The organism is Flagellimonas aequoris (assembly GCF_003584165.1).
Taxonomy (GTDB): Bacteria; Bacteroidota; Bacteroidia; order Flavobacteriales; family Flavobacteriaceae; genus Flagellimonas; species Flagellimonas aequoris.
This window is the reverse complement of the sequence record NZ_QXFJ01000018.1, coordinates 28,598-50,574: the sequence shown is the minus strand read 5'-3', so window position 1 is coordinate 50,574 and position 21,977 is coordinate 28,598. Positions and strand designations below refer to the sequence as shown.

Here is a 21,977-nt window from a genome sequence, read left to right as displayed (position 1 = left end):
ATTTTGGTCATGGGGAGGAATTTTTTCCATGCCTATATTTATTAAATAAGTACTAAAAATTACTAAAATGTTGGATTCTGGAAAAAAACTTGGAAATGAATTTTATCAAAACCTAGGGAAGCTTTTTTATGCTGTTGCCATGGCCGATCACAGCATCCATGTAAAAGAAATGGAAAAATTGAACGAAGTGGTGCATGACCATTGGTTGGATGTGGATTCCGTTGAGGATGAGTTTGGTACCGATGCCGCTTTTCAAATTGAAACCGTATTTGATTGGCTCTTGGAATATGGGAAGGACAACAATGAGATGTATGAGGAATTTGAACAGTTCTACACTGAAAACAAAATCCTGTTCACCCCCAACATAAAGCAACTGATCATGTCCACCGCTAGGGCCATCACCTCGGCTTTTGCCGGCAGCAACAAGGCGGAATTGATTCAATTGGGGCGATTGGAACTGTTGTTCAGAACTTGATCATAGTTTAATGGTCATGACCGGCATTTTGGCGTGATTGGATACATTTTCCGCCAAACTGCCTACCACAAAATGGGCCAATCCCTTTCTACCGTGGGTTGGGATCACTAAAAGATCGACATCGTTCCTGAAACAATAATTGAAAAGACCTCCTTCCACAGTGTGGTAATTGTAAAAATTGACCTCAACCGGTTCGCCCAATTCCTTTTTAAAGGATTCCACTCTTTTTTCCACATCATCAAAACCCATAAAATTGGCCCCAGCATGGTTGATGTACACAATTTCAATGGAAGCTGATAACAATCTGGCGAATGCGGATGCTTTCTTAAAAGCAGGGATGCTCTCCTTTTCCAGATCGGATGCAAAGACAATCTTATTGACCTTAAGGTCTTGGTGGCGTTGTTTGATGACCAATACAGGTATATCCGAGGTCCGGACCACCTTTTCGGTATTGGATCCCACAAAAAGATCGGAAAGGCCACTGGTACCATGGGAACCCATCACCACCAAATCACAATTTTGTTCTTGGGCCACTTGGTTCACTTCCTTAAAATCCTTGTAGTTCTGGATAATGGCCTCCACAGGAATTTCTTTTAAATAGTCTTTATTAGTGAATTCTTTGAGCTTGCTCTTGGCCATTTTCAAGTAATATTTGGCCTCTTGTTCCTCTGCGATTTCCGAGTTGTCCAAAACAGAATCGGCCACTCCGATCATGTGAAGTATCAAAATTCCCGCCTCATGTTGCTTGGCAATCTGTGCTGCCACTTCAAGGGCATATTCCGAATGCTGTGAAAAATCGATGGGCACTAGTATTTTTTTCATGATATCCGATGTTAACGCAATGGGACTTTGTTCCTGAATGAAGAATCCAAAATCCAAAACCCCTATTCCTGTGATAGTTTTCATTTGTCTGGATTTTATTTCGAATTTAAAAACAGTACATGCCACATCCTATGACCTGGGTCATATCCCTAAATTAATGGGGCTTAGGTCATCCCAATCGGTCCAGTTTTCTGCGAAGTGCCATAACCTCCTGCTGAAGGTTTTCCACCTGCTCCAATAAATGGTATACGGCCTGGATGCCTTCCGGGTTGATATCGAGATCATGGTGCAACCGCACCATCTTTTCCAAAATAGGCAATTCTTCCATGGGGATGAGGGCCTCATCTTGGTCTTGGGCAACATGTAACAGTTCAAATTCATGCATGGAGAAAACAAAGGATTCCTGCACCCCATGATGTTCGCAAAACGTTTTGATCGATATGTAGTTTTCCTGTTTCATGTCTTTAAACTAGGTTGGTTTTTTCCAAGGCTTCAAAAAGAGAACGTTGCTCCGAAGTCAGGTTTTTGGGAATCTTCACGGTATAGGTAAGGATCAAATCCCCAAATTGACCTTCTTTTTTGTATTTGGGAAACCCTTTCCCTTTAAGTTTTACCTTGGTCCCATTATCAGTACCTGGTGCAACCTTCAACTTTACTTTTCCCGTCAGGGTATCCACCACCATTTCACCTCCCAGTACTGCTTTTACCAAAGGAATCTGTACATTTTTATATAGATCGGCACCATCTCTCTTAAAGTCCGTGTTGTTCACAATGGAAAAGGTGATATAAAGGTCACCGGCCGGACCGCCCTCTATCCCTGGACCACCATGCCCCTTGATTTTGATGGTCTGTCCATCCTCGATGCCAGCTGGAATGCTCAATCGGATATTCTTCCCGTTTACGGTGAGGGTCTGTTTTTGCGTCGTGTACACATCCATAAGGGATAATTGCAACTCGGCATGATAATCCTGGCCACGGTAACGAACTTTTTGTCCACGACCCCCAAAGCCAGCGGCACCCCCGAACATGGATTCAAAAAAATCTGAAAAATCCTGTGCTGATTCCCCTGAATGGGAATAGGTATATCCCGAATAATCCCCCTGTGGTCTTTGCGCCCTGGAACGTTTTGCTTTCTCGAACTCCTCCGCATGTTGCCAATCCTTGCCGTACTGGTCGTACTTTTTGCGCTTGTCCGGGTCCGAAAGCACCTCATTGGCCTCGTTCACTTTTTTAAAGTTCATTTCGGCTTCCTTGTCGTTCGGGTTTAAATCAGGGTGATATTTTCTGGCAAGTTTCCGATATGCTTTTTTAATATCATCGGTACTTGCATTTTTATCAATCCCCAATACCTTGTAATAATCAATAAAATCCATAATTCGATATCGTAATCGCTGTTCTAAAACACCTTGAAGTTTCTAAAATCCGTTCAAGGCAAACTTCACATCAAAATAAGAAAAAGATCGCGAAGGTTTGCAATGATCGTTATCAGGAAAAGGAATATCTACCCATCCGAACTTTCTACTTATTTTTACAAAAACCATTCAACCAGATAACCAAAGTATATTCTGATGATAGTACACCAGTTCGATCAGACCAATTCCATTTTGAACACTTTCATTGCGGAGATGCGGGATGTCAACATCCAAAAAGACGTCATGCGTTTCCGAAGGAACATTGAACGTATTGGGGAGGTGCTTGCCTATGAGGTGAGCAAAACCTTGGATTATGAAGAGGCCGACATCACCACTCCCCTGGGAACCAAAAAGACCTATCTCTGTTCGGACCAACTGGTGCTATGTTCCGTATTAAGGGCAGGACTTCCATTGCACCAAGGACTTTTAAGTTTTTTTGATGCTGCCGAAAACGCCTTTATTTCTGCCTATAGACACCATCCAAACGATGGTGATGATTTTGAAGTGATTGTAAAATACTTCGCAGCGCCGTCGTTGGATGATAAAATTCTGATCTTGACCGATCCCATGTTGGCCACTGGAAAGACTCTGGAAAATGTGCTCAATGCCTTGAAGAAACACGGTACACCCAAGCGAATCCACATTATTTCCGTGATCGGTTCCAAAATTGGCGTGGCCAGGGTAGAGAATGTATTTCCTGAGGATACCCAACTATGGATCGCTGCCGTGGATGATGCCCTCTCCAGCAAGGGGTATATCATTCCCGGGCTTGGCGATGCGGGCGACCTGAGCTATGGGGTAAAATTGTAAGTCAGAGCCAAAGCTCCACTACTTCGTGCAGCCTTGGAATATGGCAGTCCCACCCGAACCTTTCGTGAATTTTTGTTTTGTAGGTTTCCATCGCGGTATTTTCCCCATGGATCAAAAAGACCTTTTCAGGTATATTCTGAATGGAGCCCATCCATGTCAATAGTTCTTCTTGGTCCGCATGGGCGGAAAGACTTTCCAAATGCATAATCTTGGCTTTGATGTCCACATACTTGCCGAACATTTTGAGTTCCGTAGCGCCTTCCAGCAACTTTCGACCCCGGGTCTCCTCTGCTTGATAGCCTACCAAAAGAATGGTTGTCGACTCCAAGTCTGCCAATTGTTTGATATAGGTCAGCACCCTGCCCCCAGTGACCATTCCACTGCCCGCAATCACGATTTTTGGCCTTGGGTCGTCTATGGTTTCCCACGTTTCGCGATAGGAACTCACCAAGTTGATATGGTTGCACATGTTGTGATATTCCTCCAAGGAAAGCTTGTGCCATTGTGAAAAATGTTCGAACACGCCCAACACATTGGTTCCCATGGGACTGTCCACAAAAACAGGGATATTGGGAATCAAATTCTTGTTATATAATTTCCATAATTGGTACATCAGGGACTGCAAACGTTCCACCGCAAAGGAAGGGATGATCAACGTGCCCCGTTCTTGAAGGGTCCTATCAATCAAATCCTGCAGAATTCCCGCTACATCTTCCTTGGGATGCAATCGATCCCCATAGGTACTTTCCACAAAAAGATAGTCGGCCCACTTCGGCTGTTTGGGCGGATTGAGCAAATCATCGTGCATTCTTCCCACATCTCCCGAAAAAACAAAGAGTTTGCCAAAAAGGTGCAGCTCAATATAGGTGGAACCAATGATATGTCCATTGTACTTAAAACAGGCTCGGCAGTTTTCCGACAAGATGATTTCCTCTCCTTCCTCGATGCTTTCAAAAAGCTTTAAAGCTTGGTTCACATCTTCTTCCGTATACAAAGGCAGCGCAGGATCGTGCTTGCTATACCCTTCCCTGTTCGCCCTATCCGCCTCCTCTTCATGGATTTTTGCACTATCCTCCAAAATGATCCTTGCAATCTCAAGAGTAGGCGCTGTTCCCAATATCTTTCCAATAAAACCCTGCCGAACCAGCAAAGGCAAATATCCACAATGGTCCAAATGGCCATGCGTCAATAAGACCACATCAATATTGGGTACATCAACGGGCAAGGGTTCCCAGTTTTGCTCCCGAAGTTCTTTTAGTCCCTGGAACATGCCGCAATCCACGAGAATCTTGATTTCATCTGTATCCAAATGGAATTTAGATCCTGTTACCGTTCCTGCCCCGCCCAAAAATTGAATCTTAAGTTTGTTCATCCTGTTTTCCTTACATTACACACAACGATTTCATTTCTCCCAAGATGCGTTCCTTTCTTCCGTTGGAGACCCCTAGATGGTCCAAGTAAAAACTATCTTTCAACAATTGGCGGCAAAGGACAATATCTCGTTCCAACAGAAAATCCTTTTCCCGATTGCTGAGCAAGGTCGATACGGTAATCGGGTAAAGTCCCAACCGATCGATCCTGTCCTTTAGTCCATCACCTTCGGGATAATCCCAACTCAAAAGGTACAAACCCATACATTTTCCGTATTGGAGGGCATCCGCGGTAAAACGGGTATTGGTTACCACCCATCCCAGGGTGTCCTCAAAATCCTTGTCCTTTTTGGCCTCAAGGGGAATTTTAACATCGTGATATCGGGAATTGATATACAACGGAACCTTTACGTTGCAATTGAGGCCATCCTCGCTATGAAATTTGCACTCGATGATATTCAGGGTGCCATTTTTAATGGCCAACACATCTATTTCGTGGGAAACACAGGTTCCCTGTAACACCTCTCCCACTTTGGTGCGATAACCGGAATAGTGCAGGATTCCGCTCAAGAATCGCTCAAAAGGAAAACCGGTGGGGCCAAGCTCATAGATGGCCTTTTTCAATTTATACTTGGAGGCATAAACCGATTTTCTTTTTTTCAATAGGGCAAAGGCCCGATTGTGGATTTCCCTCGTAGAAATACCCGGATATAGTTCATCCTGTACCGATTTGACAATTTCCTGCACTGTGGTTTCATTGGCTCCACTCAACCGAAGGGATTTCTGCAACTTATCTATGGAAAACCTAACCTTCTCCCCGGAAGATTTGGTGATGTCTATCTTCTGATTTGCCATATCACTAAAATACGCATCCTAATGAGACATTCGGCCATCACTATGAACAAGTTGACCTTTATCAATCTATATGGAAAAACCTCTATATACACTAATGGCAAAAGAAATGGGCAATACTCTAGCTGAAATCTCAACTTGGTATTGCCCATTCTCCATTAACAAAATGAAAGCTAGGTCTCTTTCATTCCAAAACATCAATCAAAAAACAATCAAGATACTTTCAGGATTTTACCGTTTTCATCGGTAAATACCTTCATTTTTTTATCGTCCTTACCAAGAACCAATTTGTAACGTTCCTTGGCTTTTTTACCTTCATAGTGTACCATTTTAAAGGCATCCTTTTCAATGGTCCAGCCTGGGTACATTTCAGCCACGGAGTTTCTGACCCGTGCTGGAGGTGTAACGTTTTTGAGATGCTCCACGGTACTCAACAATTCCCCATCAACCTTGTAGGTGGCATCCAAATACCTATCGTTCCCTTGGGTAAGTACAAGTTGGTAGGTATCATATTCCGATCCAGGTTTCTTTGTGGTATCGACAAAAACTTCTTCGTCAACGACTTCCAAAGGAATGGCCGCGTATTCGGTCACGGAAAAACCCGGAAAATCCTTTTCAACAGCTTCCACAATGGCCGCCGGCACCTCTTCTGCATCCAATTTGGCCTTAAAAAATACATCTTGTGCATAGGTTTGGGCTGATGAACCTATCAATAACAGCACTATAATTAAATTTTTCATGATACTCATTTTTTGTAATTACTTTTGATTAAACCAATTCCTTTTTATCGCTATGCGCGGTAACATCTGAAACGGTTGATTCCATAATGTTTTTGGCTTTTTCGATTTCCGCTTCGGTACCGGTGGCCAATACCAGGTATTTGTCCGCTTTCAGTGCAGACTCAAACTTGAGAATGGAATCTTTGGGGATTCCAATGCTGAAGAGGGCTCCACCAAGGGCGGACAATCCGCCGACCACTAATGCCCCTTCCATGGCACCAACCAACGAGGACACAATGGGACCTGCCATGACCACTGGCCCGACCCCAGGAATCAGGAACAATCCTGCCCCAAAAATGAGTCCCCAAATACCTCCCCAAAAGGCTCCGGCCTTGCCCCAATTGGCTACCCTATCACCTGTGTTGTAGAACCCCACTACTCTATCTTCCTCATGGTAGTCCTTACCGATAATGGAAAGCTTTTTCATGTTGAAACCTGCTTCGTTCAAATCTTTGACCACTTTTTCGGCCTCATTGTGCGTATTGCAAATGGCCACTGTTACGTTTTTCATGATATATTATGTTTTATGTTACTATATTATATGGCGAAAATACCTTTGGGAATGATGTCGAAACCCAGTTTCCCCACCTCTTTTTGAATGTTTTCCACAGAGACCATTTTACTGGTCCGGACCACCAATTCCTTTGGGTACTTTTTGTGGTCGATCGAAACTTCATCAATACCCTTCATTTTCAGTAATTGTCTTTTAATCTCGGCCAAATCGTCCATGGTTTCGGCATTGGTGGTAAAAATTCTACCACGCGTATCCGGCACTACATTTTTTGATAGAAAACTCATCGCTTATCGTTTTATAGTTATTTTCCCTTTTGTATGACATGGTTGAAAACTTCCTGTTTCTCCAGTCGTGTCAATCCTTGGTTAAAATCGAGCAGCCATTTCTCCAGTTTTTGGGCCATTGCCTTATCCTGCCCACGAGGGGACAAATAGGTCCCATCGTCCTTTTTAACATTAATGGAAAGATTGACACCTGTTTCTGCTGGATTAGGGGCCATTTTCATGTTTATGGTCACCGTTTCATCATCCAAGGGAGTAAACCGGACATCTTTGGAAACCATTTGAAAATCTCCTTTTTCGTAACCCAAAATTTCAGATCTGCCGCCATGATCCAAGACATATTGCTGCCAATGATCCAGTATAAAATCCTCTCCCAAACCAATTACCTCTGTGGTAAAATAGGTTTCATTGGGATAGTAGGGCAATTTCTCCTCCATCACAGTATTGCTTGCCTGCGCATTCATTATTCCCATGAAGCCCAAGCAAATTGCATATGTAAACCACGTTTTCATGTCATCAGGATTTGATTGATACCTATTATCTCAAGGGTAGATTCCCTTCAAATATTTCACTCTCCAAAAAATCAGAAGTCTTGGCATTGTGCACTTTTACTTTCTCCAACCATTCTTTATACTCCTTACCAAGTTTCTCGCCCTCTGCGTACAGCTTTTTGGCGGTATCCTTGTTATCTGCCTTCAAATCTTTATTAAAGGCATCCAAGGCTTCCATGTTATTGTTGAACACATCCCTGACCTCGTTTTCTTCCTTGTTCTTTGTTGAGGTGAGTACATAATAATCTTCGGTGACCAGATAGTTGTGTTTAATGACGAGTTCCGCTTCCAATATGGCCTCCCTTAGCTTGTTCATTTCCACTGTTCCCCCATTTTTAAGGGTCTCTGCCATTTGATCTAGGTTGAACACGGCAGAATCCAATTGATCCTTACCTTTTAGGGTCAATATTACCCTACCGCTTTCATTAATCAATCCCTCTTTTCCTTTTTGGATTTCTTCAGCGGCTTTTAGCTTGTCTTTGTTTTGCACTGCCTGCAGGGCCAGCTCAAAGTGTGCATCGGAAATATTGGGTAATTCCACTTCGGTGGTTTCGTCTGCCAAGGCAATTTCCTTGGCCTCATTGTTTTTGCATGAAACTGAAAAAAGTATCAGCAAAATCAAGAGTGAACTGTTGGTGATTTTTGCTTTCATTGTAGTAACTTTTAAAAATTCGTACTTCATTTTGTCAATACAAATTTCCATCAGCATATTCTCAAAGCCTAGTATTTTCAAGGGATTGGGGTTCGGAATTCAGAAATTCGAACTTTTTTGGAGAAACGTGAGGACGTAAAACTCCTTCTGAAGCCAAACATCAAATAAAACGGGTTGCTGTATGGGTTATTCTGGCCTAAGTTTGGCCGGGGTGGTACCCTCAATTTTCTTGAAGGCAGCATAAAAGGTACTCTTGGAATGAAAGCCGGCCTCCATACCAATCCCTTCTATGGACAGGTTTTTGTATTGGTCACTGGAAAAAAGCTCTTTGGCGTATTCCACCCTAAAACTGTTGATGTAGTTATTAAAATTGGTCCCCAACAAACTGTTTATGGATTGTGAAATACGGCGGGGATGTTCGTGTATCGCTTCGGAAACATCTACAATGGTAAGGTCTTCCTTAGTAAAACACCTGCTCTTTACCATGTGGTCTTGAATACGATCCAATACTTGTCTGAATATTTCCTGCTCATCAGGAGTTTTAACGACTTTTTTGTCTGCAGGGTTTTCCTTTATAATCTTATCTTCATTTTTAGCAGATTCATTTTTGGCACCCGAAGGAACATTCAAAACAGAATGATAAACCGGTGAAATATTCTGTTGGGCAAATCCTTGGTAGGAAATCCAGTAAATCAACACCACATTTACTGCCGAATAAACGATATAGACCGAACGGTCATCCGTAAGAAAAGTGAGCAGGAACAACATACTGAATACAATACTAGCATAAATGAAATAGGTGGACCACTTTAAATTTCGGTGCAACAGGAGACTGTATTGGTTCTCCAGTTCCGTGCGATGACGTACGATCCATTTCAAAGCCAAGATCTGGATGAACAGAGAATAGCCCATCCCGAGCAAAAAATAAATCAACATGGCATTTGAATCCTTGATCCATGTTTTGATATGCAAAGGCAAAAAGAAAACCACAACCCCAACAATCAACTCCAGGAACCCTGGTACCATGGTCCAATAGCTGGGCCTTTCATCTTCAAGAATTGAAATTTTTTGCAGGTAGATATAGAACAAAGGATACGCCAAAAAATGAAAACTCACGGGAAGCAAGATCAAATGGGGCCATTTTTGCAAAACACCCAATTCATGGAAAATATTCTCCAAGGGTTCCAAAGAAAATAGGATGATGAACAGACCCAAGTACAACACTGCCTTCCGTTTTCTGGAATGGATCAAAATCAACATAATCCCCAGTAGTACACCCTGTACAAGTCCCAGAGTGTCCAAAAGTGATACTAGGTTGAATGTTTCCTTCATATGGAAAGAGTGCTGGAATAACTCCTCGAAGATATGGATTCCAATGCGTTGTGCCATAGACTGTCCCACATCTTAATAAAACTTTATCAAAGCAGAACGTGACCATGGCGAACTAGCGGATTTAGCATAATCTTAGCATGACTTTCCAAGACAATCCCGCGATCCATCAGTATCTTTATAGTACTACGGATACATTATTTTCAAATCCAATAAATGTCAAAAAAATGAAAAAAGTATTGTTCCTTACCGGAGATTTTGCTGAAGACTATGAAACCATGGTTCCCTTTCAAATGCTCTTGATGGTCGGTTATGACGTCCATGCCGTCTGTCCTGATAAAAAGAAAGGTGACACCATCAAAACGGCCATCCACGATTTTGAAGGCGACCAGACCTATTCCGAAAAACCGGGCCATAATTTTGCCCTTAATTACAGTTTTGCCGATGTAAACCCTTCCGATTATGCCGGATTGGTCATTGCCGGAGGGCGTGCCCCCGAATATCTCAGATTGAATCCAAAAGTTCTGGAGATTACCAAGCATTTTTTTGATGCGGATAAACCAGTGGCCGCAGTCTGCCATGGCATACAGATTCTTACTGCAGCCGGAGTGGTAAAAGGACGGAAACTTACCGCCTACCCCGCAGTAGGCCCTGAAGTAATTGTAGCCGGTGGGGAATTTCAAAACACCCCAGTGGATGGTGCCTATGTGGATGGTAATTTGGTCACATCTCCCGCATGGCCCGCACATCCTGCGTTCATCCGTGAATTCTTGAAATTAATGGGAGCTACGATTACCATTTAATCGGAAAGAAATGGGCGACTTCCCATTGAAACTTACAAAAGGACAAAACCTTTTCATCTGATCAGGTATTGTCCTTTTCCTTTGTCAACTAGGTGTATTGTCCCTCAAAATTTATCGCTAACTTGAGAAGTAATATGTGTTGCTCCCATCTTGTGTGCACTGGAGTTTCACTATTGAAGAAAGACTATGGAATTACACAAAGAACTTCGATTGCGATGTTGGATCGATATTGACGGAGAAAGGTTCTTCGGACCGGGACGGGCCCAATTGTTGACCCATATCGACCAAGAAGGTTCCATCAGCAAGGCTGCCAAAGCCATGGGCATGTCCTATAAAAAAGCATGGTCCATGGTAGACGATATGAACCAAAAGGGTCAAAAACCCTATGTAATCCTACACAAAGGGGGTAATAAAGGAGGTGGTGCCGAATTAACGGAAGCCGGAAAGACGGTCCTCCAGACCTTTAATGAATTGATGGGGAAATTGAACGAAACCCTGCGGGAAGGAGAAGAAAAATTCCTTCAATTGGTTTGAGTCAGACAAATTTGGTCTTAAATTTTGATGCCGAAGCCGTGCAGCAAAATCAATCGTAAGCCTACATACAACACCAAAATACTGGTAAGCACTCCCAAAAATTTCAAATTGAATTTTTTATTGGAAAGATAGGACCCGATACTGCCGCCCAACACCACGGCAACAATAAGCTGTAGCATAAGTTCTTGGTTCAACTTAAAGGTCCCGGCTACATTCAAACCGACCAACCCCGATAGGGAATTGACTAAAATAAATACCGATGCCAAAGAGGCCACAATCCTTGGATTGGCCCATTTTAACAAATTAAGAACAGGGGAAAGGAATATGCCACCTCCTATTCCAGAAATACCGGACAACAGTCCAATACTCCCCCCAAGTAGCAACTTTTTGGTGTTGTTGAATTCCTTGGATTCCAATTTTTGCTTGACGAATCGCAATAGCATAAAAACGCCTGCCAAGATCAAGGCGCTTCCCAAAACTAGGAAGAACGCCTTCTGGGAAAGTCGGACCTGCGCACCCACATAGGCAAAGGGGATACTGAGCACCAAAAACGGCCAAAACATCTTAAAACTGAACACCCGGTTTCTTATAAAAACAAATGTCCCGATGGCTACCACACAGATATTGAGGATGAGTGCCGTGGAACGGATTTCGTAGAAATCGGTAAGGAACAAACTTAGGATAGCCAAATAACTAGATCCGCCACCAAATCCCACTGAACTATAGAACAAGGCTATCAAAAAGAAGACTATGGGCAAGTATTCAACGGGCATATCAGGAAATGAGTTTGCATTTGATCAAGTCTCCTTTTTTGAATTGTTGGCCCAGTTCAACAAAGGCCAAGGCATTGCCTAAAGCCATGGATTGAATCATGGACGAACCTTGGCCATCCAAAATTTCAACACCATCAGGAGTCAATCTAGCCTTTAAAAAGGAGGGTCGGTCAAAACGGTTTTCATAGTCATGCTGAAGGGGAAATTCATACCATGGTAGACCCAAATCTTTATGTCCACTCCATTTTTGAAGCAAGGGCAGTACATAAATGTAAAAACAGGTCAACGATGAGGCAGGGTTCCCCGGCAAGGCAAATACAAACTGATTCCCCCTTTTTCCAAAATACAAGGGCTTGCCAGGTTTTTGGAAGACTTTATAGAACAGTTCCTGCACCCCATTTTTTTCCAAAGCCTGCTTTACAAAATCATAATCGCCCACGGAAATACCCCCCGAGAGAATCAGAACATCACAAGTTTCCATGGATTTTTGGATGCTTTTTTTGGTCTCCTCAAAATCATCCTTCACTTGTTGCTGTTGGGAACATAGGAACCCGAATTGCTCCAACGCCCCAGCAATCGCATAGCTATTGGATTCATAAATCTGTCCTTCTTGTTTCGGATGACCGGGTTTCACCAATTCATTTCCCGTGGTGATCATGTGAATCCTCGGCTTGGAAAACACCCTTACGGTTTCCAATCCTAAACTTCCGATCAGTCCCAAGGAAGAAGGGTTTAACACATGGCCTTTTTGAAGCACCAATTGTCCTTTTTGGAGTTCGGCCCCTTTCTTACGGATGCTTTGGCCAGCCTTGGGCATTTCATCCAAAAAAAGAGTATCTCCTTCTACCTTTGTTTTTTCCTGCATCATCACTGAAGAGGCATTTTTTGGAACTTTGGCACCCGTAAAAATCCGGATGGCCTCCCCATCCTGAAGAGGTACCTCTTTTACATCGCCTGCAGCAATTTCTCCCACAATTTTATATTCCAGATGAAGTCCGCAAAGGGCATACCCATCCATCGCCGAATTGTCAAAAGCAGGCATATCAAAAGGGGCCATGATGTCTTCGGAAAGGGCAAAACCCAAAACTTCTTGAAGTGGTTTGGTTTCCCCTTTTGAAGTTATATCCTGACTTTTAATGCTATTGAGGGCTTCTTCTATGCTTACCATTATCCTCCTATTGATATCATAGATCGGTTTTGTTCGTAGTGCTCTTCCTCCATTTTCACTTCCATGCCGTCCCGCGAATGTTTTTTGGATTTGATGGCGTTGATAATGATATCATCCAATTTTTCACCGTTCCGTAAATGCGAGAGCAAATCGGTCTCCGAAGTGGCAAACAGACAGTTTTTCATTTTTCCATCTGCTGTAAGTCTGATCCTATTGCAATCATCGCAAAAAGGATTGGTGATGGTGCTTACGATACCGAAACTGCCTTGGTGGCCCTTCACCCTAAAATTGGTAGATGTACTGTGCTTTGGATTGTGCAGTTCCTCAATTTTTCCAAAACTGGAACCTATGGTATGTAAAATTTCCTCTCTTCCCACGCCTTTGTTCCAATCCCATTTATTACCCTTAAAAGGCATGAACTCAATGAATTTTACCACGAGATTTTTATTCTTGGTCAATGCGATAAAATCATTAATCTCATTATCATTGACTCCCTTGATCAGAACCACATTGAGTTTGAGGTCCATATCCATCCCCAGGGCACGGTTCAAATTGGCCATGATGCGTTCGTAATAATCCCGTTTGGTGATGAAAATGGACTTGGCCTTATCCAACGTATCCAAACTGAGATTGATTTTCCGAAGACCGATCTTTTTAAACAGGTCCAAGTATTTATCCAAAACAATTCCGTTGGTCGTCAACTTGAGTGTCACACCCAGTTTGGACAGTTCTTCCACCAAAAAATCAAAATTCTTCCGAACCAAAGGTTCGCCTCCTGTCAACCGAATGGTATGTACTCCCAAATCCCTGAACGTACGAGCCATCTCAATGATCTCTTCCAAAGTCATGATATTGGGCTTTTCGATCAATTCAATGCCTTCTTCGGGCATACAGTAAAAACAGCGTAGGTTGCACCGATCCGTCAATGAGATCCTGAGATACGTATGCGGTCTGCCGAAATTGTCAATTATTTTGGGTGTTCTGTCAATCATGTCGTTTTCCTTCTATCACCTTAAATGCATGCAACACATGTGGAAAAATGGCTTCCATGGACTCTAAAGCCCCACGGGCCGAACCTGGGAGCGCCAATATCAATTTTCCGTCTTTTATCCCCGCTATGGAACGAGAAAACATGGCATACGGCATACGGTCCTGACCATAACTTCGCATTTGTTCCTCCACTCCTTTCAACCTAATATCTAATAAAGGTTCCAAGGTTTGAGGGGTTACATCTCGGGGACCAACACCCGTTCCACCGGTGTAAATGATGAAATCCGATGAGGTGGTCTCCAAAATTTTTACAATCTCCGATGGTTCATCCGGGATGATGGTTTTAATGGTTTCCAATCCTAATGACTGAAGTTTTTCTACAATGCCTTCTCCTGCGGTATCCTCTCCTTTTCCTTTGGAAATGGTATCCGAACAGACTACCACATGAGCTTTTAAACCTTCAGTGTTGACCTTGTAGGACGATTTTCCGCCTTTCTTGGATTTCAGCCGAATAGTTCCGATTTCCACATTTTTATCAATGGGTTTCAGCATGTCGTACATGGTGAGTGCCACCACACTTGCCCCGTGCATGGCCTCCACTTCCACCCCGGTTTTATAAATCGTTTTCACCGTCATGGTGATATAAATCTCCAGCCCTTTGATTTCGTATTCAATTCCAGTGTATTCAATAGGCAGTGGATGACAATCAGGTAAAAGATCCGGCGTTTTTTTTACGCCCAAAAGTCCGGCAGCTTTGGCCATCTCGAACACATTTCCCTTGGGAACCTGATTGTTCTTCAGGGCATCGATGGTTTCCTGACTGCTCGTTTTCACGATGGCCTCGGCGGTAGCTTCCCGCAAGGTGTTCACTTTGTGTGTTATATCGACCATTTATTTGTTGACTTTCCATTGATGGGTTTCATCCTCGAAAATTTCCTTTCCGAAGATGGGTACTTTCGCCTTGATTTCCTCCACAAAATAATTAGTTGCTTCAATGGCAATTTTTCTATGGGCGGAAGAGGTAAAAACAAACAAACAAAGTTCCCCTGTCTTTATGGTGCCCAAACTATGGTAAATATGGGCACAAGTAATATCGAATTTGGCAAAAGCTGCTTCCCTTATCTCGTGGAATACCTTCTCTGCCATTTCTTCATACGCCGTGTACTGAATTGCAGCAACCGTTTTGCCATCGATCACATCAGCCCTAATCTGGCCCAGAAAAATGCTGTGTGCCCCAATATTGGTCTTGCTCTGATGGTTTGCCACCGATTGCGCAATTTTCTCTGGGGGTATGGCCCCTTCCACAAAAACCTTTTTTACTTTTTTAGTCTCCATTGATGATGGTTTCAATTCCTCCTTCCACATTGATCAGGTTGTTGAACCCGAATTCCCTTTCCAATATTTCTATGGCATTTTGACTCCGTTTTCCGGATTGACAAAACACCAGAACCTCTTGGTCTTTTGGTATTTCATGATGGCGCACCAGAAGGTCCGCCATCGGTATTTTTAGGATATTGTTCCCGTTGGGTTTGGGCTGTTCAAAGGTTTCCCTCACATCCAAATACCATAGAAATTCACTTTTTAAGGTACATTCCACTTTTACTGGAACAATGCCATTCATTTTAATTTTTTCAATTTCTTCTTGACGTTTTTTTATGTTGATGGTTTGTTCCGCTCCTGAAAAAATGTTGAAGACCTTCAACTTGCTCGATAACACTTCGCCATTACCCAAAATCATTTTCAAAACCTCGGTTGCCTGCATAATACCCAGCATTCCTGGTAAAACCCCAAGGACCCCTGTTTCCTCACAACTGATATTTTGTCGTGTTGTTTTGGGGAAAAGACACCTATAACTTGGTCCATTTTGGTGATTGAACACCGAAAGTTGTCCTTCATTTTTATAAATGGAAGCATACACCCATGGTTTTTTGGACAAGATACAAGCATCGTTTATCAGGTATTTGGTTTCGAAATTGTCGGTGCCATCCAGAACAATATCATATCTATCAATTATGCTTTGCGCATTTTCTTGCGTCAAGGCTTCCTGAATGATTTCAAAAACCACTTCACTACTTCTTTTGGACAACTGTTCTGCAGCGGCAACAGCTTTGGGTTTGCCCAAATCCGATTCTTGGAACAACACTTGACGGTGAAGATTGGTTGCATCCACCTTATCATGGTCCATCAGACCAATAGTACCGACACCTGCTGCGGACAAATACAAGGCAGCGGGACACCCCAAACCACCCACACCAACAATCAACACTTTGGCGCGGCTTAGTCTGTCCTGTCCTTCAGTACCAACTTCCTGTAGCTTTATTTGTCTTTCGTATCTGTTCATCCGCCTGCGAAGGGTGGCAATAAGGCCACCTCATCCCCTTCTTTTAAAATGATGTTCTCATCCAAATTTTGGTTCACGGCCACTTGCACGGAATCTTGGTCCACAATTGCAAGTGGGCTCAAACATTTCTGTTTCAATTCAAAGGCCGTAGTGGGTGCTGTCAAATTCAAGACCTCCTCATTTGTGCCTTTTGCTTCGGCAACCAGACCAAAATATTTTACGGTGACTTTCATTATTCCAATCCTTTCAATTTTTCAATATCCGCTTCCGTATCGATATCAAAACCACCTTGTTCAAATTCTATCGTCCTATAAACGAAATCTGCATTCATGGTCAATTTTTTAGCGCCTTGGTCCCCTTTTAAATTTTCCAAAAACGGAAAAGCCGATTTGGAAAAAATGGCTGGAACACCTAGGTCAGAACCATATTTGGAATACGTTGCCATTGGTTTTTGATACACATGCGCCATGCTCAATCTTTGTATGTATTCCGTAGTCAATAAGGGCTGATCGGAAAGCAATAGAAGGATGTGTTCCATTTCTGTATCTCGAGTCAATTCCTGTAACCCTATTTTTATGCTACCTGCCATGCCCTTTTCCCATTCAGGATTTTGTACCACTTCAAAATTCTTGATATCCACTTCGTCTAAAATCAAATCCTCATTAGATCCCAAAACCAAAATTTTCTTTTTGAAATCCAACTTTTCAACCAAATCAATGGTGTGCTGTAAAAGTGGTTTTCCTTTGAACTTTACTAATTGTTTGGGTCTACCCAATCGGCTTGATCCACCAGCCGCCAAAATGACTACTCCTATTTTTGCTGTTTTACTCAAATATGTATTTTTTGAAACTCGGTCCCTTCCTTGTCATGGATGGGAGTCGATCTATGTTTTAAAGGGCGTGCTTGTTTTCCTTTCAAAACGCTTTGTATTTCCGCCAAAATGGAAAGTCCGATCTCTGCGGGAGTTTCCGCTCCAATTTCCAAGCCCACTGGGGCATGGATCTTGGCCAAATCCTGTTGTGAAATCTGCAGCCCCTTCTGCTCCAGATCATCTAACATTCGGTTGTATTTTTTCAATGGTCCCAAAATGCCAATGTAAAAAAGTTGTGGCTGGTCCAATAAAAGTTCCAATACCGCTAGATCATAATTATAATTATGGCTCATCAGCACAAAACAGGTCCGTGCATCAATATTTATATTTTTGAGCGTCTCTTCCGGCTTGGATACCATCACTTGGCAGGAACCCGCAAAACGTTCCTTATTGGCATGTGTTGGGCGTCCATCGGTAACGAAAACCTTCCATCCCAAAAGTTCGGCCTGTTGGGCCAAGAGCTGCGCATCGTTACCAGCACCAACCAAAATCAGTTTAACAGGTGGTTGCAGTACCTGTACAAAAGCTTGTAACTGGCTTCCGTTCGATTCCAAAGCCACAAAACTCGACTCATTTTCCTCCAAGACCCTTTTACTTTCCTTCAACAGAACCTCCAAAATTCTTTCATTCAAACTTTTGGAAGCCATCACTTCGAATGAAGCGACCATCATTTTGGTACCAGGTTGATTATTTCGGTCGTCCAGATTGAAACCAATGGTGAGCGCCACAGGTTCTTCCATTTTGGAAGCTTTTCTTAAAATTTCACAAGCATTTTCACCAGATGTAAAATCCAATGGCTCGAATAACACCTGAATGATTCCGTTACAGCCCAACTGCGCGCCTACGACAGCATCATCTTCATCACTGGTATCATATGTGACCAGCCTGTTTTCCAGAATTTCCAAAGCATACAGAGCCTTTCTGAGGGCATCACCTTCCAAACAACCACCGCTGATGGCACCGGTTATATTTCCGAATTCATCCACCAGCATTCGTGCGCCTGCCCTTCGATAAGATGATCCTTCGACATGAACCACAGTGGCCAAAACACAACCGATGTTTTGGGCTTTCAACTCTTCATATTTTGCTATGATGGCATCCAACTCTCTCATACAGAAACGGTTTTAAATTGGTTGACCACCTTGTCTATTTCTTCAAAAGCCAAATCCATATCCGCTACCGTGGTATGTTTTCCTGTACTAATTCGTAGACTGGCCAAAGCGGTTTGTTCATCATGCCCCATCGCCATCAGCACATGGGACGGACTGACCAGATTCGCAGTGCAAGCTGAACCTCTGGAAACAGCCAGCCTTTTCAAATGCAATAGCAATTTGGAACCCTCTATCCCTGAAAACGAAACATTGGTGGTGTTGCTCAATCGTGGTACATCTTTACCATTGATTTTGACTCCTTCCACCTGAAGAAGCCTTTGTTCCAAATGATTTCTCAACTGCAACAACCGGTTGCTTTCTTCCTCTATTTTGGAGGTGATAATCTCACAGGCTTCCCCAAACCCCACAATCGCCGGTACATTGAGCGTACCAGGGCGAAGACCTTGTTCTTGACTACCTCCAAACAGATGCTTTTCCAATTTCACCTGATTCTTTTTGTTCAGGTACAAAGCACCTATTCCCTTCGGGCCGTAAACTTTATGTGAGGAGAAAATGGTCAAATCAATGTTCAGATCTTTCAGGTCGACCGGTATTTTCCCAACGGCCTGGGTAATGTCAGACATCACCGCAACACCATGTTCTTGGGCAATTTCAGTAATTAATTTAATGGGATGGATGACACCTGTTTCATTGTTTGCCAACATGAGACACACCAAAATAGTCGATGACAACAAAGCTTTTTGAAACTGATCCAAATCAATACTCCCTTGAGCGTCCACATCCAAATAGGTCACTTGAAAACCTTGGTTTTCCAATGCACCTAGAGTTTCCAAAATAGCTTTGTGCTCCGTTTTACAGGTGATAATATGATTTCCCTTATGCTGATTTGCTTTACAGAATCCCATCAAGCCCAAATTGGCAGCTTCCGTGGCCCCTGAAGTGAACAAGATCTCATTGGCCCGGCAACCCAACGAACTCGAAATTTGCCTACGGGCCTTTTCCAAGGCATCATCGGCATACCATCCATAGGAATGGTCGCTTGTGGCATTTCCAAAGTGTTCTGAAAAATAGGGCAACATGGCATCCAACACTTTCTGGTCTACCGGTGTGGTTGCATTGAAATCCAAATATATTCTATTGTTTGCCGCCATTGTTTTTCGATATGTACACGTGTACATATTGCAATTTAATAAGATTTCAGGACCCTTTCATACATTTTTCAAACCATTTTTGATGAAATCCAAACAAAAAAAGCCACTTTTTCCGTGACGATTAACTTTGTAACTTCCAATCACAAACCATTGTCAATCAAAATTCTAAAATCAAAAGAAAAATGACCGCAGGCTATTCAGGTACTCCATTGGCAAAAAAGCTGGGCATTAAACCTGGCTACAAAATTTCTGTGATCCACGCACCGAACGGATATTTTGAATTATTTTCGGACCTGCCGGATGACTTGGAATGGATTGACGATCCTAACATAAAAAAGGACCTCATCCATTACTTTTCGGACAGTAGGAATCAACTTGAAAAAGATATTGAGCAACTGCGGGATGAAATTGAGCAACAGGGATCCATATGGGTCTCATGGCCAAAAAAATCATCCAAAGTAGAAACCGATCTGGATGGCAATGTGGTCCGTGAAATGGGGTTAAACCATGGATTGGTCGACATCAAAGTCTGTGCGGTGAGCGAGGTTTGGTCAGGGCTCAAGTTCGTTATCCCGGTCAAAGACAGAAAATGAATTTTTAAATTGCAAACTAATTCTTCAAAATGAATTCAAACCTAAAAGTTCGACCAATAGCTTTTATCCTATCCATCTCGTTGATATTAACGATGGGCTGTAAATCTTTTCAGAACACCGCAATGGCACAAACTTCCGGCAACCCTATTTTTGAAGGTTGGTATGCCGATCCAGAGGGCGTGGTTTTTGGGAAAGAATATTGGATCTATCCTACTTTTTCGGCCAAGTATACGGACCAAGTATTTTTGGATGCGTTTTCATCCAAAGATCTGGTTAATTGGGAAAAACATTCCCGCGTTTTGGATACGAGCATTGTTAAATGGGCAAAGCAGGCCATTTGGGCCCCAGCAGCCATAGAAAAAGATGGAAAGTATTTTCTTTTCTTTTCTGCCAACGATGTGCAACGGCCTGGCGGACCTATGTGGGATACCGAAAACGACATCAACCATTATGGGGGTATTGGGATAGCGGTTGCAGAATCACCTAGTGGCCCATTCAGGGATTATTTGGAAAAACCTCTAGTCTCCGATTTTTATAATGATGCCCAACCCATTGACCAATTTGTATTTAAGGATGTGGATGGCACCCATTACTTCTTTTACGGAGGATGGAGCCATTGCAATATGGGTATTTTAAATGATGATTTTACAGGGTTTATCCCTTTTGAAGATGGTGAAATTTTTAAAGAAATCACCCCCGAAGGATATGTGGAAGGTCCTTTGATGTTTTTAAGGAACAATACCTATTATTTGATGTGGTCCGAAGGAGGTTGGACCAACGATACCTACAAGGTGGCCTATGCCATGGGAAATAGTCCGAGGGGCCCATTCAAACGGATTGGCACCATTTTGGAGGCCGATCGTTCCATTGCCACCGGAGCCGGGCACAATTCCGTTATCCAAGTTCCAGGAACCGATGATTGGTACATGATCTATCACCGAAGACCCATCCCTAATTTGGACAGGGACCACCGTGTGGTGTGTATCGACAAAATGGAATTCAATGCGGATGGCACCATCAAAAACATCATCATGACTTTTGATGGGGTAGCACCTCAATTAATTTCAACCTCTAAAAAGTAAAAGTGGTTCAATGCTAAACCTAAAGATTTAGTCCTTTAGGAATTTTTTGATGTCTTTATTGGCACCATAAACAACGATAAGATCGTCTTTATTGAGTACACTGTTGGGATTGGCCACACCTTTGACCTCGGTAACAAATTTCACCTTGCCCACTATGGTCCTTTCCTGCGTGTTGGCAATGGTCGTCAACACCAAAAGATTGTACTGCTCGCGAATATTACTGTCCTTGATGGTCTTTCCGTGAAGTTTTACAGGAACACTTACTTCAACGATACTGAAATCGTCATTCAACTCAAAAGAGTCGACCACGCCTTTTAAACACAGTTTCTTTGCCCAACGTTCGGCAGATTCTTCCTCTGGATGTACTATTTCGTCCACACCAATGGCATGGAGCACTTTTTCATGAAGTTGGTCAATGGATCTACTGATCAATCGTTTTACCTGAAGGTTTTTGAACAGAGCCGTGGCCATGACACTGGCACCTTTGTCCTCCCCAATGGCCACCACCACCATGTCCGTGTCCTTCAAAGGCAATCCTGCAACGGTAAATTCGTCCGTGGCATCCATGCAAATGGTATGGGATATATGCTCCTTGTAGTGATCTACCCGATCCATATTGGTGTCTATACCTATCACCTCATTCCCCGCCTCGGTCAATTTAGCCGCCAATGAGGCGCCAAAACTTCCCAATCCCACAACGATATACTTCATA

28 protein-coding genes are annotated in these 21,977 nt (G+C 42.9%); 6 read left to right on the top strand and 22 right to left on the bottom strand.

Features of this window, described 5'->3' with window-relative positions; all coding sequences use genetic code 11:
* Positions 1-67: 67 nt before the first annotated feature.
* Positions 68-475 (top strand): hypothetical protein, encoded by a 408-nt coding sequence (locus tag D2U88_RS08125; protein ID WP_119639859.1) that lies wholly within the window; start codon positions 68-70, stop codon positions 473-475.
* Here D2U88_RS08125 and D2U88_RS08120 read toward each other — a convergent pair whose 3' ends face one another.
* The 3 genes from D2U88_RS08120 to D2U88_RS08110 form a co-directional block, all read right to left on the bottom strand.
* Complete coding sequence (locus D2U88_RS08120; protein ID WP_235855754.1) at positions 476-1,381, bottom strand: universal stress protein; 906 nt, start codon at positions 1,379-1,381, stop codon at positions 476-478.
* Between the two features lie 85 nt (positions 1,382-1,466).
* Positions 1,467-1,757 (bottom strand): chaperone modulator CbpM, encoded by a 291-nt coding sequence (locus tag D2U88_RS08115; RefSeq protein ID WP_119639858.1) that lies wholly within the window; start codon positions 1,755-1,757, stop codon positions 1,467-1,469.
* Positions 1,758-1,761: 4 nt separating this feature from the next.
* Entirely contained in the window at positions 1,762-2,670 is a 909-nt protein-coding gene (locus D2U88_RS08110) for a DnaJ C-terminal domain-containing protein (protein ID WP_119639857.1), read from the bottom strand.
* 195 nt (positions 2,671-2,865) lie between these two features.
* Between D2U88_RS08110 and upp the strand changes: the two genes are divergently transcribed.
* The gene (upp, locus tag D2U88_RS08105) at positions 2,866-3,519 is read left to right on the top strand and encodes a uracil phosphoribosyltransferase (RefSeq protein WP_119639856.1); all 654 of its coding nucleotides are present in this window, start codon (positions 2,866-2,868) and stop codon (positions 3,517-3,519) included.
* Between the two features lies 1 nt (position 3,520).
* Here upp and D2U88_RS08100 read toward each other — a convergent pair whose 3' ends face one another.
* The 8 genes from D2U88_RS08100 to D2U88_RS08065 form a co-directional block, all read right to left on the bottom strand.
* Positions 3,521-4,891, bottom strand: coding sequence for an MBL fold metallo-hydrolase RNA specificity domain-containing protein (locus D2U88_RS08100; RefSeq protein WP_119639855.1), 1,371 nt, complete (start codon positions 4,889-4,891; stop codon positions 3,521-3,523).
* Positions 4,892-4,901: 10 nt separating this feature from the next.
* Positions 4,902-5,744: an ATP cone domain-containing protein gene (locus D2U88_RS08095; RefSeq protein WP_119639854.1), complete on the bottom strand. Its 843-nt coding sequence runs from the start codon at positions 5,742-5,744 to the stop codon at positions 4,902-4,904.
* 209 nt (positions 5,745-5,953) lie between these two features.
* Positions 5,954-6,481: a hypothetical protein gene (locus tag D2U88_RS08090; RefSeq protein ID WP_147378560.1), complete on the bottom strand. Its 528-nt coding sequence runs from the start codon at positions 6,479-6,481 to the stop codon at positions 5,954-5,956.
* A 28-nt stretch (positions 6,482-6,509) separates the two neighbouring features.
* Entirely contained in the window at positions 6,510-7,031 is a 522-nt protein-coding gene (locus D2U88_RS08085; protein ID WP_119639852.1) for a general stress protein, read from the bottom strand.
* Positions 7,032-7,057: 26 nt separating this feature from the next.
* On the bottom strand, positions 7,058-7,318 hold the full coding sequence (locus D2U88_RS08080) for a heavy-metal-associated domain-containing protein (protein WP_119648132.1): 261 nt from the start codon (positions 7,316-7,318) through the stop codon (positions 7,058-7,060).
* A 17-nt stretch (positions 7,319-7,335) separates the two neighbouring features.
* A complete protein-coding gene (locus D2U88_RS08075; RefSeq protein ID WP_147378559.1) occupies positions 7,336-7,788 on the bottom strand; it encodes a hypothetical protein in 453 nt (150 codons plus the stop codon).
* Positions 7,789-7,852: 64 nt separating this feature from the next.
* Positions 7,853-8,518 (bottom strand): hypothetical protein, encoded by a 666-nt coding sequence (locus D2U88_RS08070; protein ID WP_147378558.1) that lies wholly within the window; start codon positions 8,516-8,518, stop codon positions 7,853-7,855.
* A gap of 186 nt (positions 8,519-8,704) precedes the next feature.
* Entirely contained in the window at positions 8,705-9,907 is a 1,203-nt protein-coding gene (locus tag D2U88_RS08065; RefSeq protein ID WP_119639848.1) for a helix-turn-helix transcriptional regulator, read from the bottom strand.
* 167 nt (positions 9,908-10,074) lie between these two features.
* On the opposite strand from D2U88_RS08065, the gene D2U88_RS08060 reads away from it, so the two are divergent.
* Positions 10,075-10,650, top strand: a complete 576-nt coding sequence (locus D2U88_RS08060) for a DJ-1/PfpI family protein (RefSeq protein ID WP_119639847.1) — start codon at positions 10,075-10,077, stop codon at positions 10,648-10,650.
* Between the two features lie 186 nt (positions 10,651-10,836).
* Positions 10,837-11,184, top strand: a complete 348-nt coding sequence (locus tag D2U88_RS08055) for a winged helix-turn-helix domain-containing protein (protein WP_119639846.1) — start codon at positions 10,837-10,839, stop codon at positions 11,182-11,184.
* Between the two features lie 17 nt (positions 11,185-11,201).
* Here the strand turns inward: D2U88_RS08055 and D2U88_RS08050 are convergent, their stop codons facing one another.
* The 10 genes from D2U88_RS08050 to D2U88_RS08005 are packed head-to-tail and all read right to left on the bottom strand — an operon-like array spanning position 11,202 to position 19,590.
* Entirely contained in the window at positions 11,202-11,957 is a 756-nt protein-coding gene (locus tag D2U88_RS08050; protein ID WP_119639845.1) for a sulfite exporter TauE/SafE family protein, read from the bottom strand.
* A gap of 1 nt (position 11,958) precedes the next feature.
* Positions 11,959-13,125: a molybdopterin molybdotransferase MoeA gene (locus D2U88_RS08045; protein ID WP_119639844.1), complete on the bottom strand. Its 1,167-nt coding sequence runs from the start codon at positions 13,123-13,125 to the stop codon at positions 11,959-11,961.
* On the bottom strand, positions 13,125-14,117 hold the full coding sequence (gene moaA, locus D2U88_RS08040; RefSeq protein WP_119639843.1) for a GTP 3',8-cyclase MoaA: 993 nt from the start codon (positions 14,115-14,117) through the stop codon (positions 13,125-13,127). Before moaA ends, D2U88_RS08045 begins: the two co-directional genes overlap by 1 nt.
* Positions 14,110-15,006, bottom strand: coding sequence for a bifunctional molybdenum cofactor biosynthesis protein MoaC/MoaB (gene moaCB, locus D2U88_RS08035; RefSeq protein WP_119639842.1), 897 nt, complete (start codon positions 15,004-15,006; stop codon positions 14,110-14,112). Before moaCB ends, moaA begins: the two co-directional genes overlap by 8 nt.
* Complete coding sequence (locus D2U88_RS08030) at positions 15,007-15,450, bottom strand: molybdenum cofactor biosynthesis protein MoaE (RefSeq protein WP_119639841.1); 444 nt, start codon at positions 15,448-15,450, stop codon at positions 15,007-15,009.
* Positions 15,440-16,456, bottom strand: coding sequence for a HesA/MoeB/ThiF family protein (locus tag D2U88_RS08025; RefSeq protein ID WP_119639840.1), 1,017 nt, complete (start codon positions 16,454-16,456; stop codon positions 15,440-15,442). Before D2U88_RS08025 ends, D2U88_RS08030 begins: the two co-directional genes overlap by 11 nt.
* The gene (locus D2U88_RS08020; protein ID WP_119639839.1) at positions 16,453-16,689 is read right to left on the bottom strand and encodes a MoaD/ThiS family protein; all 237 of its coding nucleotides are present in this window, start codon (positions 16,687-16,689) and stop codon (positions 16,453-16,455) included. The genes D2U88_RS08025 and D2U88_RS08020 overlap by 4 nt, the downstream gene beginning before the upstream one ends.
* Positions 16,689-17,288 (bottom strand): nucleotidyltransferase family protein, encoded by a 600-nt coding sequence (locus D2U88_RS08015; RefSeq protein ID WP_119639838.1) that lies wholly within the window; start codon positions 17,286-17,288, stop codon positions 16,689-16,691. Before D2U88_RS08015 ends, D2U88_RS08020 begins: the two co-directional genes overlap by 1 nt.
* Positions 17,285-18,439: an XdhC family protein gene (locus D2U88_RS08010; RefSeq protein WP_119639837.1), complete on the bottom strand. Its 1,155-nt coding sequence runs from the start codon at positions 18,437-18,439 to the stop codon at positions 17,285-17,287. The genes D2U88_RS08015 and D2U88_RS08010 overlap by 4 nt, the downstream gene beginning before the upstream one ends.
* Positions 18,436-19,590, bottom strand: a complete 1,155-nt coding sequence (locus D2U88_RS08005; protein ID WP_119639836.1) for a cysteine desulfurase family protein — start codon at positions 19,588-19,590, stop codon at positions 18,436-18,438. Before D2U88_RS08005 ends, D2U88_RS08010 begins: the two co-directional genes overlap by 4 nt.
* 182 nt (positions 19,591-19,772) lie before the next feature.
* On the opposite strand from D2U88_RS08005, the gene D2U88_RS08000 reads away from it, so the two are divergent.
* Both D2U88_RS08000 and D2U88_RS07995 read left to right on the top strand, forming a co-directional pair.
* The gene (locus D2U88_RS08000; RefSeq protein ID WP_119639835.1) at positions 19,773-20,183 is read left to right on the top strand and encodes a DUF3052 family protein; all 411 of its coding nucleotides are present in this window, start codon (positions 19,773-19,775) and stop codon (positions 20,181-20,183) included.
* A gap of 122 nt (positions 20,184-20,305) precedes the next feature.
* Positions 20,306-21,265: a glycoside hydrolase family 43 protein gene (locus tag D2U88_RS07995; protein ID WP_235855753.1), complete on the top strand. Its 960-nt coding sequence runs from the start codon at positions 20,306-20,308 to the stop codon at positions 21,263-21,265.
* Between the two features lie 27 nt (positions 21,266-21,292).
* Here the strand turns inward: D2U88_RS07995 and D2U88_RS07990 are convergent, their stop codons facing one another.
* Complete coding sequence (locus tag D2U88_RS07990) at positions 21,293-21,976, bottom strand: potassium channel family protein (RefSeq protein ID WP_119639833.1); 684 nt, start codon at positions 21,974-21,976, stop codon at positions 21,293-21,295.
* Between the last annotated feature and the right edge of the window lies 1 nt (position 21,977).

Coding starts and splice junctions, on each gene's coding strand:
- D2U88_RS08125 (WP_119639859.1), top strand. CDS start 68: ATGTTGGATTCTGGAAAAAAACTTGGAAATGAATTTTATCAAAACCTA.
- D2U88_RS08120 (WP_235855754.1), bottom strand. CDS start 1,381: ATGAAAACTATCACAGGAATAGGGGTTTTGGATTTTGGATTCTTCATT.
- D2U88_RS08115 (WP_119639858.1), bottom strand. CDS start 1,757: ATGAAACAGGAAAACTACATATCGATCAAAACGTTTTGCGAACATCAT.
- D2U88_RS08110 (WP_119639857.1), bottom strand. CDS start 2,670: ATGGATTTTATTGATTATTACAAGGTATTGGGGATTGATAAAAATGCA.
- upp (WP_119639856.1), top strand. CDS start 2,866: ATGATAGTACACCAGTTCGATCAGACCAATTCCATTTTGAACACTTTC.
- D2U88_RS08100 (WP_119639855.1), bottom strand. CDS start 4,891: ATGAACAAACTTAAGATTCAATTTTTGGGCGGGGCAGGAACGGTAACA.
- D2U88_RS08095 (WP_119639854.1), bottom strand. CDS start 5,744: ATGGCAAATCAGAAGATAGACATCACCAAATCTTCCGGGGAGAAGGTT.
- D2U88_RS08090 (WP_147378560.1), bottom strand. CDS start 6,481: ATGAAAAATTTAATTATAGTGCTGTTATTGATAGGTTCATCAGCCCAA.
- D2U88_RS08085 (WP_119639852.1), bottom strand. CDS start 7,031: ATGAAAAACGTAACAGTGGCCATTTGCAATACGCACAATGAGGCCGAA.
- D2U88_RS08080 (WP_119648132.1), bottom strand. CDS start 7,318: ATGAGTTTTCTATCAAAAAATGTAGTGCCGGATACGCGTGGTAGAATT.
- D2U88_RS08075 (WP_147378559.1), bottom strand. CDS start 7,788: ATGGGAATAATGAATGCGCAGGCAAGCAATACTGTGATGGAGGAGAAA.
- D2U88_RS08070 (WP_147378558.1), bottom strand. CDS start 8,518: ATGAAAGCAAAAATCACCAACAGTTCACTCTTGATTTTGCTGATACTT.
- D2U88_RS08065 (WP_119639848.1), bottom strand. CDS start 9,907: ATGGCACAACGCATTGGAATCCATATCTTCGAGGAGTTATTCCAGCAC.
- D2U88_RS08060 (WP_119639847.1), top strand. CDS start 10,075: ATGAAAAAAGTATTGTTCCTTACCGGAGATTTTGCTGAAGACTATGAA.
- D2U88_RS08055 (WP_119639846.1), top strand. CDS start 10,837: ATGGAATTACACAAAGAACTTCGATTGCGATGTTGGATCGATATTGAC.
- D2U88_RS08050 (WP_119639845.1), bottom strand. CDS start 11,957: ATGCCCGTTGAATACTTGCCCATAGTCTTCTTTTTGATAGCCTTGTTC.
- D2U88_RS08045 (WP_119639844.1), bottom strand. CDS start 13,125: ATGGTAAGCATAGAAGAAGCCCTCAATAGCATTAAAAGTCAGGATATA.
- moaA (WP_119639843.1), bottom strand. CDS start 14,117: ATGATTGACAGAACACCCAAAATAATTGACAATTTCGGCAGACCGCAT.
- moaCB (WP_119639842.1), bottom strand. CDS start 15,006: ATGGTCGATATAACACACAAAGTGAACACCTTGCGGGAAGCTACCGCC.
- D2U88_RS08030 (WP_119639841.1), bottom strand. CDS start 15,450: ATGGAGACTAAAAAAGTAAAAAAGGTTTTTGTGGAAGGGGCCATACCC.
- D2U88_RS08025 (WP_119639840.1), bottom strand. CDS start 16,456: ATGAACAGATACGAAAGACAAATAAAGCTACAGGAAGTTGGTACTGAA.
- D2U88_RS08020 (WP_119639839.1), bottom strand. CDS start 16,689: ATGAAAGTCACCGTAAAATATTTTGGTCTGGTTGCCGAAGCAAAAGGC.
- D2U88_RS08010 (WP_119639837.1), bottom strand. CDS start 18,439: ATGAGAGAGTTGGATGCCATCATAGCAAAATATGAAGAGTTGAAAGCC.
- D2U88_RS08005 (WP_119639836.1), bottom strand. CDS start 19,590: ATGGCGGCAAACAATAGAATATATTTGGATTTCAATGCAACCACACCG.
- D2U88_RS08000 (WP_119639835.1), top strand. CDS start 19,773: ATGACCGCAGGCTATTCAGGTACTCCATTGGCAAAAAAGCTGGGCATT.
- D2U88_RS07995 (WP_235855753.1), top strand. CDS start 20,306: ATGGCACAAACTTCCGGCAACCCTATTTTTGAAGGTTGGTATGCCGAT.
- D2U88_RS07990 (WP_119639833.1), bottom strand. CDS start 21,976: ATGAAGTATATCGTTGTGGGATTGGGAAGTTTTGGCGCCTCATTGGCG.